The 16374-nt window shown below is 35.8% G+C and carries 12 protein-coding genes and 2 pseudogenes; 11 read left to right on the top strand and 3 right to left on the bottom strand.

Translation table 11 applies throughout. The features are described from left to right. From DDF69_RS09975 to DDF69_RS09935, 8 genes and pseudogenes are all read left to right on the top strand, one after another. On the top strand, positions 1-182 hold a 182-nt coding region (locus DDF69_RS09975; RefSeq protein ID WP_162800898.1), incomplete at its 5' end, for an RHS repeat domain-containing protein. Between the two features lie 5 nt (positions 183-187). Then, the gene (locus tag DDF69_RS09970) at positions 188-3739 is read left to right on the top strand and encodes a DUF6443 domain-containing protein (protein ID WP_114820659.1); all 3552 of its coding nucleotides are present in this window, start codon (positions 188-190) and stop codon (positions 3737-3739) included. After that, positions 3736-4125: a hypothetical protein gene (locus DDF69_RS09965; RefSeq protein WP_162800897.1), complete on the top strand. Its 390-nt coding sequence runs from the start codon at positions 3736-3738 to the stop codon at positions 4123-4125. The genes DDF69_RS09970 and DDF69_RS09965 overlap by 4 nt, the downstream gene beginning before the upstream one ends. Positions 4126-4191: 66 nt before the next feature. Then, positions 4192-4629 (top strand): annotated as a pseudogene (locus DDF69_RS22505) (RHS repeat domain-containing protein); the annotation flags it as partial. A 747-nt stretch (positions 4630-5376) separates the two neighbouring features. Next, positions 5377-5865 (top strand): hypothetical protein, encoded by a 489-nt coding sequence (locus DDF69_RS09955; RefSeq protein WP_114820656.1) that lies wholly within the window; start codon positions 5377-5379, stop codon positions 5863-5865. Between the two features lie 24 nt (positions 5866-5889). Beyond that, positions 5890-6087 (top strand): annotated as a pseudogene (locus tag DDF69_RS22500) (RHS repeat-associated core domain-containing protein); the annotation flags it as partial. Positions 6088-6884: 797 nt separating this feature from the next. Beyond that, complete coding sequence (locus tag DDF69_RS09945; RefSeq protein ID WP_114820655.1) at positions 6885-7247, top strand: hypothetical protein; 363 nt, start codon at positions 6885-6887, stop codon at positions 7245-7247. A gap of 633 nt (positions 7248-7880) precedes the next feature. Further along, complete coding sequence (locus tag DDF69_RS09935; RefSeq protein WP_114820653.1) at positions 7881-8102, top strand: hypothetical protein; 222 nt, start codon at positions 7881-7883, stop codon at positions 8100-8102. Between the two features lie 106 nt (positions 8103-8208). Here DDF69_RS09935 and DDF69_RS09930 read toward each other — a convergent pair whose 3' ends face one another. Next, positions 8209-8553, bottom strand: coding sequence for a MerR family transcriptional regulator (locus DDF69_RS09930; RefSeq protein ID WP_034695336.1), 345 nt, complete (start codon positions 8551-8553; stop codon positions 8209-8211). Between the two features lie 210 nt (positions 8554-8763). On the opposite strand from DDF69_RS09930, the gene DDF69_RS09925 reads away from it, so the two are divergent. Then, the gene (locus DDF69_RS09925; RefSeq protein WP_114820652.1) at positions 8764-9645 is read left to right on the top strand and encodes an AraC family transcriptional regulator; all 882 of its coding nucleotides are present in this window, start codon (positions 8764-8766) and stop codon (positions 9643-9645) included. 194 nt (positions 9646-9839) lie between these two features. Here DDF69_RS09925 and ccoG read toward each other — a convergent pair whose 3' ends face one another. Next, a complete protein-coding gene (ccoG, locus tag DDF69_RS09920; RefSeq protein ID WP_114820651.1) occupies positions 9840-11282 on the bottom strand; it encodes a cytochrome c oxidase accessory protein CcoG in 1443 nt (480 codons plus the stop codon). Between the two features lie 252 nt (positions 11283-11534). Between ccoG and DDF69_RS09915 the strand changes: the two genes are divergently transcribed. Next, positions 11535-12428: an SMP-30/gluconolactonase/LRE family protein gene (locus DDF69_RS09915; protein ID WP_114820650.1), complete on the top strand. Its 894-nt coding sequence runs from the start codon at positions 11535-11537 to the stop codon at positions 12426-12428. 96 nt (positions 12429-12524) lie between these two features. On the opposite strand, the gene DDF69_RS09910 is transcribed toward DDF69_RS09915, so the two are convergent. Further along, entirely contained in the window at positions 12525-13832 is a 1308-nt protein-coding gene (locus tag DDF69_RS09910; RefSeq protein WP_114820649.1) for a DEAD/DEAH box helicase, read from the bottom strand. 508 nt (positions 13833-14340) lie between these two features. Between DDF69_RS09910 and rpsA the strand changes: the two genes are divergently transcribed. Next, positions 14341-16131: a 30S ribosomal protein S1 gene (rpsA, locus tag DDF69_RS09905; RefSeq protein WP_034695342.1), complete on the top strand. Its 1791-nt coding sequence runs from the start codon at positions 14341-14343 to the stop codon at positions 16129-16131. Positions 16132-16374 lie beyond the last annotated feature (243 nt).

The raw sequence follows: 16374 nt of genomic DNA, 5'->3' as shown, positions 1-16374 counted from the left end.
CTGCATTATCCGGTTATCAGATTACCACTTACACTTATGATCCTTTAGTAGGAGTAAGAAGCATCACACCACCATCCGGAATCAGGGAAAGCTATGTTTACGACTCTGCTAACAGACTTCAGAAAGTGATCGATGTGAATGGCAAAGTGTTGAAGGAAATGAAATACAACTATAAAAACTAAAACTGATGAAAAAATTGATAATACCAATAGGAGCGTTGCTCTTATCCAATATAACTTATGCCCAGCTTTCCACGATTTCAAGCAATGAAAACTATATTCAGACCAAAACGTATCTGGATTATAATGGTACCACAGCTACAAAATCCTCAGAATCTGTACAGTATTTTGACGGACTGGGAAGGGCAAAACAGATTGTTAACATAGCTGCATCACCACTGGGACGGGATGTGGTTACTCATATTGAATATGACGCGTTCGGAAGACAGGTCAAAGATTATCTTCCTGTTCCCCAACTTTCCACAAGCAATGGAAACTATTATTCAGGACCTTTGGGTGTTTATCCTACAACCTACGGTAATGAAAAGATCTATTCTGAAAAAGTTTTGGAAAGCTCACCATTGGATCGGATTCTGGAGCAGAAACAGGTAGGTAATGACTGGAACGGAAAATCTGTAAAGTTTAGCTATGACACCAACGGATTTAATGAAGTCTATCAGTTTACCACGAGCACAAGCTGGGTAGATGGAGCTACAAAAAGTGTAGTGAGCTTATCGCCTGCCACCATTTATGCCCCCAACCAATTGTATAAAAACTCTGTCAAAGATGAGGATGATAATGAAACCATAGAGTTTAAAAACGGTAGAGGACAGGTTGTATTAGTAAGAAAAGTCATGAGCCCTGCAGAACATGTGGATACCTATTATGTTTATAATGAATATGATCAGCTGGCTTTTGTTATTCCTCCTCTGGCTGTTCATAAGTCTATTACGGATGATCTACTCAATACCTTATGCTATCAGTACCGTTATGACGGCAGGGGAAGACTTGTGGAAAAAAAGCTTCCCGGCAAAGGCTGGGAGTTTATGGTATATGATAAAGCCGACAGGCTGATGCTTAGCCAGGATGCCAATATGAAAGGATCTGGAAAATGGCTGATGACCAAGTATGACCAGTGGGGAAGAGTTGCCTATACAGGCATATTCAGTTCAAATGACAGTAGGGCGACAATACAGGATCAGATCAAGGATTTGGTTATTTATGATGCGCGCCATTCTACAGGTTTTGTAAGGAATGGAATCAATATTTATTATACCGCTGTCTATTTTACCCCTGAAAGTATTTTGTCGGTTAATTATTACGACTCTTATCCTGCCTACAGTTTTAATCCGGCATTTCCTTCAACAATTCAGGGAGAACCAGTATTGACAGACACTCATACAGCTGATGGAAGAAGTACCAAAGGACTACCTGTAATGAGTTTTGTAAAGAATATTGAGGATGACAACTGGACCAGGAATTATACCTATTATGATCAGAAAGGAAGAGCTATTGGCAGTCATTCTGTGAATCATTTGGGAGGCTATACCCGCACAGAATCCAAACTTGATTTTGCAGGAATCACGAAACAGACTGTAACAAGGCATAAGAGACTGAGTACGGATACCGAAAGGGTCATCACAGAAACCTTTGATTATGACAGTCAGAACCGCTTGGTTACCCATAAACATAAGATTGATAATAATGCTGAAGAAATCCTGGCTCAGAATACCTATAATGAAATTTCCCAGGTTACGAATAAAAAAGTAGGAGGAGTTACGGCTTCTTCTCCGCTTCAGCAGATAGATTACCAATATAATATCCGTGGGTGGCTGACCCAGATCAACGATCCTGCTAACTTAGGAAGTGATCTGTTTGGATATAAGATTAATTATAACAAAGTGGAAGGTTTGGAAATTCCTAATTCGGATTATCCCAATCAAAAAGTAAAACCGAGATACAACGGAAATATTGCTGAAGTATCGTGGAAAACACTCACTGAAGACAATGAACCGTTAAAAAGATATGGCTATGTATATGATCCTTTAAACAGGCTCACGGGCGGTTTTTATCAGAAAGATACGAATCCATATGCAAAAGAGTACAATGAACTTCTGGCTTATGATGTAAATGGAAATGTTCTGAATCTGGTGAGAAGTCAGGGACTGCTCCCGGGAAGTACTACCACTTTGATGATTGATAATTTAAAGTATGATTATGTAGGAAACAAGCTGGTAAAAGTTACAGATCAGCAGCAGAACTCTTCGGGGTATCCTTACTCCTCAACGCCCAATATAATAGGGTATGATAATGATACTGGAGACGGAAACGGAAATATGATCAGCCAGCCTGATAAAGGGATTTCATCAATTCAATATAATTATCTAAATTTACCTAAACAGATTACCCAAAACTCAATAGTAACTCAATATATTTACAGAGTAGATGGAGTAAAGGTGAAGAAGCTCTTTGGAGATTTAGAAACGGATTATCTGGATGGTTTCCAGTATAAATCTACCAGACCTTCAGAGATAGATGGAACAATAGATCCTAATGAAACTCCAGAGATGATGCTGAGGATTGTCCCAACAACAGAAGGATATTATGATGCATTACTGAATCAGTATGTATATAATTTTACCGACCATCTAGGAAATGTAAGATTAAGCTATACCGATACCAATAAGGATGGTATCATACAAGCAAGGCAATATTTATCAAGAGTCTGTGATAACCCAAGACCTGGTAATTCTCCGTTATGTTTTAATGTTTGGAAACCTGGGGAGATTGTTGAAGTCAATAATTATTATCCATTTGGATTGTTGCATAATTATACAGCTACAACGCAGAATTCTTATCAGTACAAGTACAACGGCAAAGAGTTACAAGAGACGGGAATGTATGACTATGGAGCGAGAATGTATATGCCGGATATTGGAAGATGGAGTGTGGTGGATCCCCTGACAGAGAAAATGACGAGGTATAGTCCTTATAACTATGCATTTAATAATCCTTTGAGATTTATTGATACTGATGGAAGAGAAGCAACAGACTGGTATCGAAACAAGAAGACAGGTGATTATGTATGGAAAGATACCAATAAGCAAATTGCAGGCTATGAACATTTAGGCAAAAAGTACCAATTTGGAGAATCCAATAATGGACAGGATAGGATGTATTATCTGCATGCCAATGGTTCTGCTACAGCTAAAACAGGAAATAATAGTGTTACTCTTGCCAACGTTGAAAGCGGAAACTCCATTAGAACAATTAATGGTGAAAAAATCACTTCTTCTGCAACAAGTGTAAGTGGTTTAGCTGTTCAAGGAAGTGTCACATTTGCACCATTAATAACGCCTGGATTTACTGCCGCTGCAGGCTATGTTAAAGATTCTTATGGGAACGGAAAATTCTATTATTCCTATGGGAAAGCTAATGGACTAATGATAGGAGTAGGAGGTGATTTTATTCCTATTAAAACTACAAATCCTGATAAGATGTTTCATATTAAAGATTTTGAGGGGTATGGTAATTCGTATTCAGGAGGTGTTGGAGCAACTGTTAGTTATGGGGGATCCACAGATAGTAACACTACGTTCATGCAAAATGTCAATCCAAATGCTTGGGGGAAAAACAAAAATGGGTATACTACTGGAGGTGTTGGATACGGTTTTGGATTAGATGTAGGTGCAGCTTGGACAAGAACAAATACTAAATTTATTAATCCCGATAAAAAATGATGCTTTTAAATAAAAAATATCCACCAATAATACTTGTTAGCTCGTTTATAATTTTAGGTATTTTCATTTTGATTTTTATTTATTATAAAAATACTCCAGTAAGTAATGAAGATCTTAATAACTTACTTTTTATAAAAATTAAAAATAAATCTATTAAATCTATTGTAAGTAAAAAAAGTACTGATTATTCTAATCACGGAGCTACATATGTTGTATATGGAAGAGATAGTTTACCTACTCATACAGGATGGGATGAAAAAATAGAAATAGGAGATTCTATTATAAAGCCAAAAGGTTCTTTGAAAATTACTATTAAGAACAGCAAAAAAATCTATATTTTAGATTATGAAGAACAGGCAGAAGAAATCTTAACAACTACATTTTAAAATAGAATACCCCTGCTGGCGAGCGTCTCGCTAGTGTCTATACCCCAGATAAGAAGGTAAGAAAAGTTCGGAACAGAAATCACCGATTATCTGGATGGCTTTCAGTATACCAATTCGATATTAAAGTTTTTCCCAACCGCAGAAGGATATTTTAATGTTGAAACCGGAAAGTATGTGTATAATTATACTGACCACCTTGGAAATGTTAGATTAAGTTATGCTAAAAATGGAGCAGGAACAGAGATCATTGAAGAAAGTAATTATTATCCGTTTGGATTGAAGCATGAGGGGTATAATGTAATGACAGGAAATCCAGCGTATCAATATAAGTACAATGGCAAAGAACTTCAGGAAAGTGGAATGTATGATTACGGAGCGAGGATGTATATGCCGGATATTGGAAGATGGGGTGTTGTGGATCCCCTGGCAGAGAAAATGACGAGGCATAGTCCTTATAACTATGCTTTTGATAATCCTATGCGATTTATTGATCCGGATGGAATGGAGCCTCAGGGTGACTATTATACAAAGCTTGGAAAATACTTGGGTAGTGACGGTAAAAACGATAATAAAGTATATGTTGCTGATAGTAAAACGGTTAAAAAAAATAATGATGGAACAAAATCAACAACTTTCAATAATGCTGAAGAATTAAGCATCACTCATTCTCAATTTAAGATGCTCGCAGGAGTTGTAAAGCAAGAAGGACTTTCTTCTGATCCTAATGAATATCTATATATTGCCCATGCTAATAAAAATGAAGCAGATGCAAGAGGAAAAAGTATGTTTTCTTTGTTAATGTCAGGATATTCAAGTGTACCAAACAAAAAATCATTAGATGAAGGAAATTTTTCTGACCTAGCAAATTATGCAAGAGCCGGGGTAATAGATGCATTAACGAACCCTGTTGATCCAACAGGGGGAGCAGTTTTATGGGACGGGACGGATTTTCTTGCGTGGGGGCTTGCATCACCAAACGGAACACCACAAAATAAGTTTGAGGAATACAAAAGTATTAGCATTGATGGGAATCTTTACAATAGTTTTTTATCTGCAAATCAATCTAAGTATGGAAAAAACGTTAAATATTACGGAAAAAAATATGATTTACCGCAAGATGTTTTTACAAATCCTAAAAATTGGTCAAATGGCAATTTTTACTATAACACAGGAATAAAAACAAAATATGGACTACAAGCTACCGTAGCAGGAGGAAATAGTATTTTTTGGAAAAAAGTAAAATAATTAGTAATGAAAAAAATATTTTTTATTCTGGTTTTCTCAATAACCCTGGCACAATGTCAGGAAAAAACCAACTCTTGTCCTGATGAAAATAAATTCTTTATAAGAAATAATACAGAATTAAAATTTGATAAGAAAGACTTTAATATTTATGAATCTATAAATAAAGAAAATGAAGAAAGATTTATAGTAATTAATTCTAACGGAAAATGTATAATAAATACAAAATCTCTTTTATCAACAGATGAAGTAGAAGGCTATGCTACAAATTTTATAAGGAAAACTAAAAATGGATTCTACTATTCTTTTGAGTATGGAAACAGATATCATTACGAATATGAATTATATTTTAAATACTTAAAGGGAAAGTTTTACTTATTTAAAGTAATTCAAAAGTTTTCAGATCTGGCAAATCCAAACTCGGTAAAAGCAAAAACTATTAATGTATCAAATAAGCAATTCAGTCTATTTGATATTCATAATTATTTGCCAAAATAAATTCTATTAAAGAATTATTCTCCCTCGTATAAGTACAAGTACAACGGGAAGGAATTGTAGGAAACGGGAATGTATGATTACGGAGCCAGGATGTATATGCCAGATCTGGGAAGATGGGGTGTTGTAGATCCGCTGGCGGAAAAGATGACAAGACATAGTCCTTATAATTATGCGTTCAGTAACCCTATTAATTTTATTGATCCTGATGGAAGAGAAAGTTTAGGATGGGGATTAAAAGATGGGAAATGGAATTTTGTTCAAAATATGCAAGAAGGTGATGCAGCATATAAGCAAGGTGGATATACAGAGTTTAAAGCAGATAATTCAGTTGTCTCAGATACTCGTATTGGTAATGGTGAGAGTGGGTATGTAAAATTAGGCGAAGGAGGAAACGCTTCTTATTCAGATTTTAATGGTTATATTAACAGTGTTCTAACCCAAATTCAGAGTTACACTGCTGGAAATTATGCTAGAGCTATCCCTGACAACCCTTATGCAAACCCTTCGTCTCAATTAGCATATAATGGTTTGATTGCTATGCAAATGGCGCCAACTGGCGTTGCTTCAGAATATATTCTTGGTAAAGTTGGTCTAAAATTTTTGACTTTGGGAGGAGGATCAATTTCTCTCACAGGAAACTCTCTGGCAAGTGAAAGCTTATCCAGTACTATAGGTGTTCAAACACAATTTCCGTTAGGAACGACAAGGGTTGGACATTGGAGTCCATTATCTTCTTATAATCAAATGGCTAATACGGGATTAACAATTACAGAACAAGGTGGGATGACATTCTTTTCTACAAACGGCCCTAATGGCTGGAATGCTGCTCCAAAGAACTGGGTGTACTCTGAAATGGATATCCCTTCAGCAAGTCTAATAGATGGAGGTCAAGCCAATTGGTTGAAAGCAGTTCATCCTGAAGCAGGTGCTAGCCAAAGATTTATACTGCAAAAACAAGGAGGAATGTTAACTCCTCCAGTGTTTAATCTAACTCCACCTTTAATAGTAAAATAATAAATATGAATAATGTTTTAGAAAGATTTCAAGAATTGAAAAAATATATTGATGAGAATAGTTTGAATAAAGAATCCTTGATTAGACCTCTTAATAAATCTATTCTAGGAAATAAAGGTTTATCTTTTGAATTTGAATCTGATAAATTAAGTATTTTGATTCTATTTTGGGATTCTGGTATAATAGATATTTCATCAATTTTCATTGATGATGATAACTTGGCCAATAGTAAAGAAATCTTAAATTATATTTACAATCCTACTAAAATGGATTTTTTAGAGAAATCAATTTCAATACTGGACGAGAATATAAAAATTATTAAAAAAGAATTACAAGAAAATTATCTGATATGGGCAAATAAAATATAAAATTCTACTAATTCTCCTGCGATTCCTGAAACTTACCGAAACTCTAATCAGCAACCACTTATTACCCCTGAAGTTATTGAAGAAAGAATAACAGATATTGAGGAAGTTGTTGTTACCTGAGCAAAAGAAAGCAGAGGATTTATTTGAAAGAGCAATTGATTGGCTGGGTGAACAATTTACCGGAGACAGCAGTACACCCCCCCCGCTGGCGCGAGCGTATCGCTCGTGTCCACAAATAAAACGAAACCTCTGCAACAGTGGTGGTTTTGAAAGATGCAAGTTTATCAGCATTAATATAAGGAGTTTATCTTTCTATTACGGCGAATACCCTGCTTATAAGTTTGCATCTAATATTATAGCTTTGATATTAGGAAATTTAAAAGCGTTGAACTTTTTTAGAGCCTTTATTAGATCCGGAAATCTATCATTCTATTTGAAGCTGTTCAACAATATTCAAGGAAAAAGTAGAGGACTGATGCGCAGCATAGTTCTTAACTGGCAAAGTCTAAAGTTCACCTCTGCTTTTCTTTAAATAAATTTATTTTATTTTTTACTTACATCAAAGTAAGAGTATTTCTTCAAACGGCTTGGTTTTTGTAAATTTTTTATCACACCTTATTAATCGATATAAATATGAATTACACAGAAGCATTGAAATACAAGGAAGAGGCATTGAAAAAGGCCGATAGTACAGTGGCTGACAATTACCATATTGTTATAGTTCCGGCTGATACAGCTGAAAGTGCCAGGTATATAGAAGAGTATACCAAAAAGCCTGAAAAGTTTAAAGATGACAGTTGTAAGAAATACTGTTCAAACGGAGAGTATTTGGTGGTGAGTTTTAAGAAAGAATAATAATTTTGAATAAAAAGCAATAGTGAGTTATTGACTTTCCCATGTTAATATCAATAAAACCTCCGCTGCAATAAATTGCAGCGGAGGTTTTATATTTTCAAAGCATTTATTCCTCTTCTCTTTCTCCTAAAGACTCTTTCAGCTTAATCAGTTCAGCTTTTACAAACTCCAGGCGGTCGATCAGAGTGATGGTTTCGGAAATTTTACTGTTGGTGGTCAGGGCGACGCGGGCTCCATCAAGGGTATATCCTTTTTCTTTTACCAAATGGTAAATCATCTGAAGGTTTTTAATGTCTTCAGGAGTGAAATATCGGTTCCCTTTTCTGTTTTTTTTAGGCTTGATAATTGGGAATTCCTGTTCCCAGTAACGTATTAATGAAGTGTTTACATCGAATGCTTTCGCAACTTCTCCTATCGAATAATACAGCTTATCAGGTAAATTTATTTTCATTTTACAACTCCTAAACTTCAAAGATAAAAATTTTTTAAAGTTTAATCCAAAATATATTGTAAAAAGTGCGGTCATACTTTGTTTTAAAGGAATTTATGGGGTTAAATTCATCCTTTAATAACAAACGTTTGTAGTAGTAGATATAAAGGTTCACGATAAACTGATTCTTTTTTGTCTAAATTTGTGAATTCTTACGATATATACATATATATGAATCCGATTTCTGTTCTTCATATCGATCTCTTCCAGGCGGGTAAAAATACTTCAGATTTTTATTTTAATACGATGAAGAATCATTTGGTGTTGGGACATCGTCATATAGAGAAACCTCACAGACATGATTTCTATGCTGCTGTTCTTTTTACCAAAGGAGCAGGCGTACATGAAATAGATTTTCAGAGATATGAAGTGTCGGAAGGAAGCCTTTTTTTTCTGTCGCCGGGGCAGATTCACAGCTGGGAGCTATCGGAGGATATTGATGGGTATATTTTCTTTTGTTCCCAGGAATTTTATGAAATGCATTATGTGAATCAGAAGCTAAGAAATTTTCCCTTTTTTGGGTCTGTATCTTTTCCAAGAAAATTGCAGTTGGATGTTGGTGAGCTTAAAAAAAATATTAGCTTATTTCAGGAATTGGGAGAAGAACATCAGACTAAAAGTATCATGAAAGAAGGGCTGATTTTATCATTGATGTCCCAGATTTTTATCAATGCTTCCAGATTGTTTTCAAAGGACTTTGATACAATGGATTCAGCTGCCGGACTTTCTTATTTTAAACATTATCAGGATTTTGAAAATCTGATTGAACAGAACTTTACAAAACATAAATCTATTACCCATTATGCCTCTTTATTAGGGATTTCATCCAAACATCTGAACAGGATTGCACAAACTGTTGTTCAAAAAACTGCCACAGACGTGATTACAGAAAGGGTCGTGCTGGAAGCCAAAAGAATGTTGATGTACCTTGATGAAAGCCTGGTTGAAATTGCATTCCGTTTAGGATATGAAGAATATTCCTACTTTGTAAGAGTATTCCGGAAAAGCTCCGGAATGACTCCTACGCAGTTTATGAGGAAATATAAGGCTTAATGAGTTCAAAGTTTAAGGTTTAAGGTTTGCAGTTTAAAGTTTAATGGAGAGATTGTTGTAAACCACCCCGTCAAAAATTCTTTGAATTTTTGCCACCCCTCCGGAGGAGGGGAATTAAGGAAGCATCAACTACTTTTTCTAATCCAAACAACCTACCACCTACAACCTGCCACCGATCACCTACCATCTGCAACCTAAAGAGCTAACTTAAACGGTCCTTCAAAAGTCGTTTCAAACGAATCTACCAACTGACCTTTTTCATCAAACACTCCGATGACCATATTCTGTTTTGAGAACTTAATTTCTTCTTCAGGGAAGGAAATATTAATGTTTCCTTTCAGGATCTGATCTCCTTTCAATATGATTTTTTCAGAACCGAAGTAAGTGATCTCTGCATTTGTTGGGGTAATGACTTTGATGAAAAGGGTTTTCTTTTCATTAGACTTATTCAGAAGGGTGTAAATAAAGGTGTTGGTGATTTTACCATTTTTAACAAAGAAAGTAGAACCTGCCGGTTTGATGAATTTTGCTTCCATAGAACCACGATCGTACATTAAAAATCCAAGGAATCCAATTAATAATGCAAGGATAACGGTTGTTGCTTTCATTCTTGGCGTAAAGAGGAACTTATCCTGATTTTCAATTTCGGCTTCCGTTGCATAACGTACCAATCCTTTAGGTAAACCAACCTTTTCCATGACTTCATCACAGGCATCAATACACGCTGTACAGTTTACACATTCCAGCTGCTGCCCGTTTCTGATATCGATTCCTGTAGGACATACCACGACACATTGGTTACAGTCGATACAATCTCCTTTTCCTGCCGCTTTTCTGTCTTCATTATTTCTCCATTTTGCACGGCCTTCCCCTCTTTTAAAATCATAATATACATTGATGGTTTGCTTGTCAATCAATACTCCTTGCAGTCTTCCGTAAGGGCAAACCAGTGTACAAACCTGCTCACGAAGCCATGCGAAAACAAAGTAAAATGTCATGGTAAAGAAGATCATCACCAGAAACTTCAGTGAGTTTCCTTCTGGTCCTTCACGCATAATACGGAAAACTTCTTCGTATCCCACAATATACATGAACATGAAGTGAGAAATAATCAATGAAATGAGAAGAAAAACAGACCATTTAGTCAGCCTTTTTCTTATTTTCTCCGCATCCCATTCCTGTCTGTCAAGCTTCATCTGTTTATTCCGGTCGCCTTCGATCCAGTATTCTATTTTACGGAAGACCATTTCCATAAAAAGAGTCTGCGGACACAGCCAGCCACAGAATATCCTTCCGAAGACTACTGTAAATAACATTACAAATATCACGGACGTTACTGCTCCCAAAGCAAGAATAAAAAAGTCCTGCAGATAGAACGGTTGTCCAATGATAAAAAACTTTCTGTCGATCACGTTAATGAGCAGAAAAGGATTATTATTGATCTTTACAAAAGGCAGCCCAAAGAAAATGGCAAGAAGAAGATAGCTGGTATAATTTCTGTAGTTGGTATACTTTCCCTTAGGTTTTCTGGGGAAAATCCATTTTCTTTTCCCGGTTTCATCCATGGTTCCTACGGAATTTCTGAAATCTTCATTTTCAATTTCCAAAGACTTGATATTGTTGGACTCTGCGCTCATTGTTGTATGCTATAAAGTATTTTGGTACAATTTTCATCCGGATTCATCATTTTTTTTAAATATTTTTCTTTGAAAAAAGCGATCAATCCTGTTACTGCAAAGCTCCGGATTATATCTTTTTATTACTAATATGATCTACGTCCAAAATAGGACAATTGGGACATTTTATTTTCGTTGTTTTATTGTGTCAAAATGAGAAAATATTTTGATACTTTTGGGTCATATCGTAAATTGCAGCTTTAAAAATGAAGTATGAAGAATATCTTTAAAATAAGTATGATTGGTTTGGTTTTCGCATTGGTAAACTGTCAATCAGTAAATTATAGTAAAATGTTTTATGAAGGAGTACAACCGGAAATGGTTTCCGACAAATTCAGTTTCACAGAAGGGCCATCAGCAGATCGAGAAGGGAATGTTTACTTTACCGATCAGCCTAATGATAAGATTTATTATTGGGATTGGAAGAGTAATAAAGTGATCGAGTTTTTAGATAAAACGGGAAGAGCTAACGGAACCCACTTTGATAAAGACGGTTATTTAATTACCTGTTCAGACGATCAGGGTGAGATCTGGAAGATTTCCAAAGACAAAAAAGTTGAAGTTCTGCTAAAAGGTTTTGAAGGAAAAAGATTGAACGGGCCAAATGATGTATGGAATGATGAATTTGGAGGGATGTATTTTACAGACCCTTTGTATGAAAGAGATTACTGGATTGGTTTTAAACAGGAAATCCAGCATAAAAGCCTTTATTACAGGGATAGAACAGGAAAAGTTACGAAACTGGATACCTTCACGCAACCTAATGGAATTGTTGGAAGCGAAAAATTAAAGAAACTCTATATTTCTGATATTGACGCCGGAAAAACCTATGTATATGATATACTCGGAGAAGGAAAATTGTCTGAGAAAAAACTTTTCTGTGAAATGGGTTCAGACGGAATGGAGCTGGATAAACACGGAAATCTTTATTTGACAGGAGATGGCGTACATGTTTTTAGCCGTTTGGGAAAGAAAATCTATCATATTTCTATTCCTGAAAAATGGACATCTAACGTAGCTTTTGGTGGAAAAAATAACGATATTTTGTTCATTACTGCCTCTAAATCTGTATATACTTTCCCTACAAGGGTGAGAGGTATTAAATAATTTTTGTGTCATTGCGAGAAGCATAGCGACGAAGCAATCTCTTTTCATTAGAGATGAGATTGCTTCATCGTTCACAATGACAATTGAGTAGAAGGTTTAATAAGCAACCTCCATTTTCACTTTCTTACCTTTCAGTTTTTCGTTCTGAAGCTTTCTTAAAAGAGCATTTACTTTATTTCTGGCAACGGCAACATAGGAAGTGGTGTCCTTTACTTCAATAATTCCGACATCTTCTTTTTGAAGTTCTCCTTTTTTTAGCAGATATCCTACAATATCCACTTTGTTCACTTTATCTTTTTTTCCTGCACTGATGTAAACAGTCTGGAAAGGTGTTTTTTGCGGAACTTTAGTAAATCTGGCAACACTTTCTTCAGGGGTATTATTTTTAATGAACGGGAAGTTTTCCTCTTCCGTCATGATCAGGTAGACAAAGCCTTTGGCATTCATTCTTGCGGTACGTCCGTTTCTGTGAATAAAAGCATCTTCTTTTGGAGGAAGCTGATAATGAACAATAGATTCTACTTCAGGAATATCAAGTCCGCGGGCAGCCAGGTCAGTTGTAATAAGAATTCTAGCAGAATCATTTCTGAATTTCAGTAAGGCACGTTCTCTTTCATCCTGTTCCATACCACCATGGAAGGTTTCTCTGTCGATTCCCATTTGGTTGAGAAGTTCAGAGATACGGTCTACAGCCTCACGGTGATTGCAGAAAATCAACGTCCTTTTGTTTCCGATTTTACAAACCAGATTGAAAAGTGTATCCAGTTTTTCTTCAGGAATAGTCATTACTTTTCTCAGCTGGAGATCCGGTTTTACATCATTTTCTTTAAGGAAACTGATTACTTTTTCATCTTTTAAGCCTGTAAAAGCCGGAATTTCATCCATGGCTGTGGCAGATGTTAAAATTCTTTGAGAAAGTCCTTTTAAAGAATTGGAAATAAATTCCATATCATCATGGAAACCCAATTCCAGAGCTTTGTCGAATTCATCAAGAACCAGCGTTTTAATCGTTTTCGGATCAAAATTGTTATTTCTTAAGTGGTAAACAACTCTTCCGGGAGTTCCGATCAATACAGCCGGAGCTTCGATTAAGTTATTAACCTCAATTTTTTTGTCATGACCGCCATAGCAGACCGAAACTTTAAAATCTGTCCCCATGGATTTAAAAACCTGCTCAATCTGTAAAGCAAGTTCCCTTGCCGGAACTAAGATCAATGCCTGAACTCCCTGAACATTTTTTTTCAGATTTCTGAGAACAGGAAATAAAAAGGCCAGCGTTTTCCCGGATCCTGTGGGAGAAAGTAAAACAATGTCTGTATTGTCTTCAGACGCTTTATAAGTAGATTTCTGCATTTGATTCATATCCTGAATCTGCAGTTTTTGATAGATCGGCTGTAATTCCATGCTGCAAAGGTAATGAATTTAAGCGGGTGATGGGTGGGAGAGTTTGAGGGTTTGAGGGTTTGAGAGTGGTAGGGTTTTAGAGTAGGAGAGTTTGAGTGGCGTACAAAAGTATTGCTCTTTTTTAATTCTGCGTTCCTGTCATTCTGAATGGAGCGCAGCGAAATGAAGAATCTCATTTTTGTCTCCCCACTAGTTATAGATGCTTCGACTCTGCTCAGCATGAAATCTCTAATAATAACTGTTTACATTTAGAACAAAGCAATATCTGCTGTCATGGTAAACTCAGTCGAAGCATTCTTTTGATCAAAGTATTGATTTTGAAATATATAAGTTAAATATTAGCCTGCTGGAATCTATTGCTTAATTTAAATAAAATTCATATCTTTGCACCCACTTTTGTGGCGAAAAGGTTTGAAGAGTAAATTACTTACAATTAATTACTTCCGTATTTTTTAATCCGCATTTATTCAAACCGTTAAAAAAGAAGGAATACAAATTTTATTAGAAAATGTCAAAAGAGACAAATTCAGCAGAGGTTTTATTAAACCAAAACGTAGCACCAGAACAATTTGATTGGGATTCATTCGAATCAGGTCTTGATGCAGATGCGAGAAAAGAAAAAAGCGATTTAGAAGAAATCTACAACGGATCTTTAAACAACCTTGACGATAACGACGTTTTAGTTGGTAAAGTTGTAAGATTAACTGATAAAGAAGCTATCGTAGACATCAACTTCAAATCTGAAGGTGTTATCTCTCTAAACGAATTCCGTTACAACCAAGGCCTAAAAGTAGGTGATGAGGTAGAAGTAATGGTTGACAAGAGAGAAGACAAAACTGGTCAATTACAATTATCTCACAGAAAAGCGAGAACGCTTAAAGCTTGGGATAAAGTAAACGAACTTCACGAAACTGGAGAAATCGTTAACGGTTTTGTTAAATCTAGAACTAAAGGTGGTATGATCGTTGACGTTCACGGAATCGAAGCATTCTTACCTGGTTCTCAAATTGACGTTAAGCCAATTAAAGATTACGATCAGTTCGTAGGAAAAACTATGGAGTTCAAAGTTGTGAAAATCAACCCTGAGTTCAAAAACGTAGTGGTATCTCACAAAGCATTGATCGAAGCAGATATCGAAGGTCAGAAAAAAGAAATCATCGCTCAGCTTGAAAAAGGTCAGGTTCTTGAAGGAACTGTTAAGAACATCACTTCTTACGGTGTATTCATTGACTTAGGAGGTGTTGATGGATTGATCCACATTACAGACCTTTCTTGGTCTAGAGTGAACCACCCATCTGAAATCCTGGAGGACGGACAGACTGTAAAAGTTGTAATCCTTGATTTCGATGATGAGAAAACAAGAATCCAATTAGGTATGAAGCAATTAGAAGCTCATCCTTGGGATGCTCTTTCTGCTGACTTGAAAGTAGGTGACAAAGTAAAAGGAAAAGTAGTAGTTCTTGCTGACTATGGTGCATTCGTAGAAATCGCTCCAGGTGTTGAAGGATTAATCCACGTTTCTGAAATGTCTTGGTCTACTCACTTAAGATCTGCTGGAGATTTCGTAAAAGTAGGTGATGAAGTAGAAGCTGAAGTATTAACTTTAGATAGAGAAGAAAGAAAAATTTCTCTTGGTATCAAGCAATTGTCTAAAGATCCATGGGAAAACATCGAAGCTAAGTATCCTGTAGGATCTCAGCATGTAGGAACTGTAAGAAACTTCACTAACTTTGGTGTATTCGTAGAGTTAGAAGAAGGTATCGACGGATTAATCTACATCTCTGATCTTTCTTGGACTAAGAAAATCAAGCACCCATCTGAGTTCTGCGCAGTAGGTGATAAATTAGACGTTGTAGTTCTTGAATTAGATATTCAGGCTAGAAGATTATCTCTAGGTCACAAGCAATTGACTGAAAACCCATGGGATAAATTCGAAACTAAATATGCTGAAGGAACAATCCACGCTGGTAAAGCTGTAGAAGTTCACGATAAAGGAGCTTCTGTTCAATTCGAAGATGCTGAAGTAGAAGCATTCTGCCCTTCAAGATTATTAGAGAAAGAAGATGGATCTAAAATCAAAAAAGGTGAAGATGCTCAGTTCAAAGTAATCGAATTCAACAAAGAATTCAAGAGAGTAGTAGTATCTCACACAGGTATCTTCAGAGACGAAGAGAAGAAAAACGTAAAAGAAGCTTCTTCTAGAAACGTAACTTCTTCTTCTAACAACGAAGAAAGATCTACTCTTGGAGACATCGATGCATTAGCAGAGTTGAAAAGAAAAATGGAAGAAGGTAAATAATCTTTGAACCATTCATACATAAAGAGCCGCTCGTTTGAGCGGCTTTTTTTTGTCTGTCGAATAATAAAATAACGTTTTATAGACCATTCAGAAAAAAAATAGGGGATAAAATGAAAAATAAAGGCTAATCCCTGCTGATAAGAAATTCATCCTTTAAAATGATCTTTTTAGAGAAAAGGGATGTGTGAAAAAAAATAAATAATGTTGTAAATATAATGTGGTACGCATAAATATAATGTAGGG

Origin of the sequence: Chryseobacterium sp. KLBC 52, assembly GCF_003347605.1 — a bacterium.
GTDB lineage: Bacteria > Bacteroidota > Bacteroidia > Flavobacteriales > Weeksellaceae > Chryseobacterium.
Note: the sequence above shows the minus strand (reverse complement) of the source record. Positions and strands in the feature narration are given on the sequence as shown.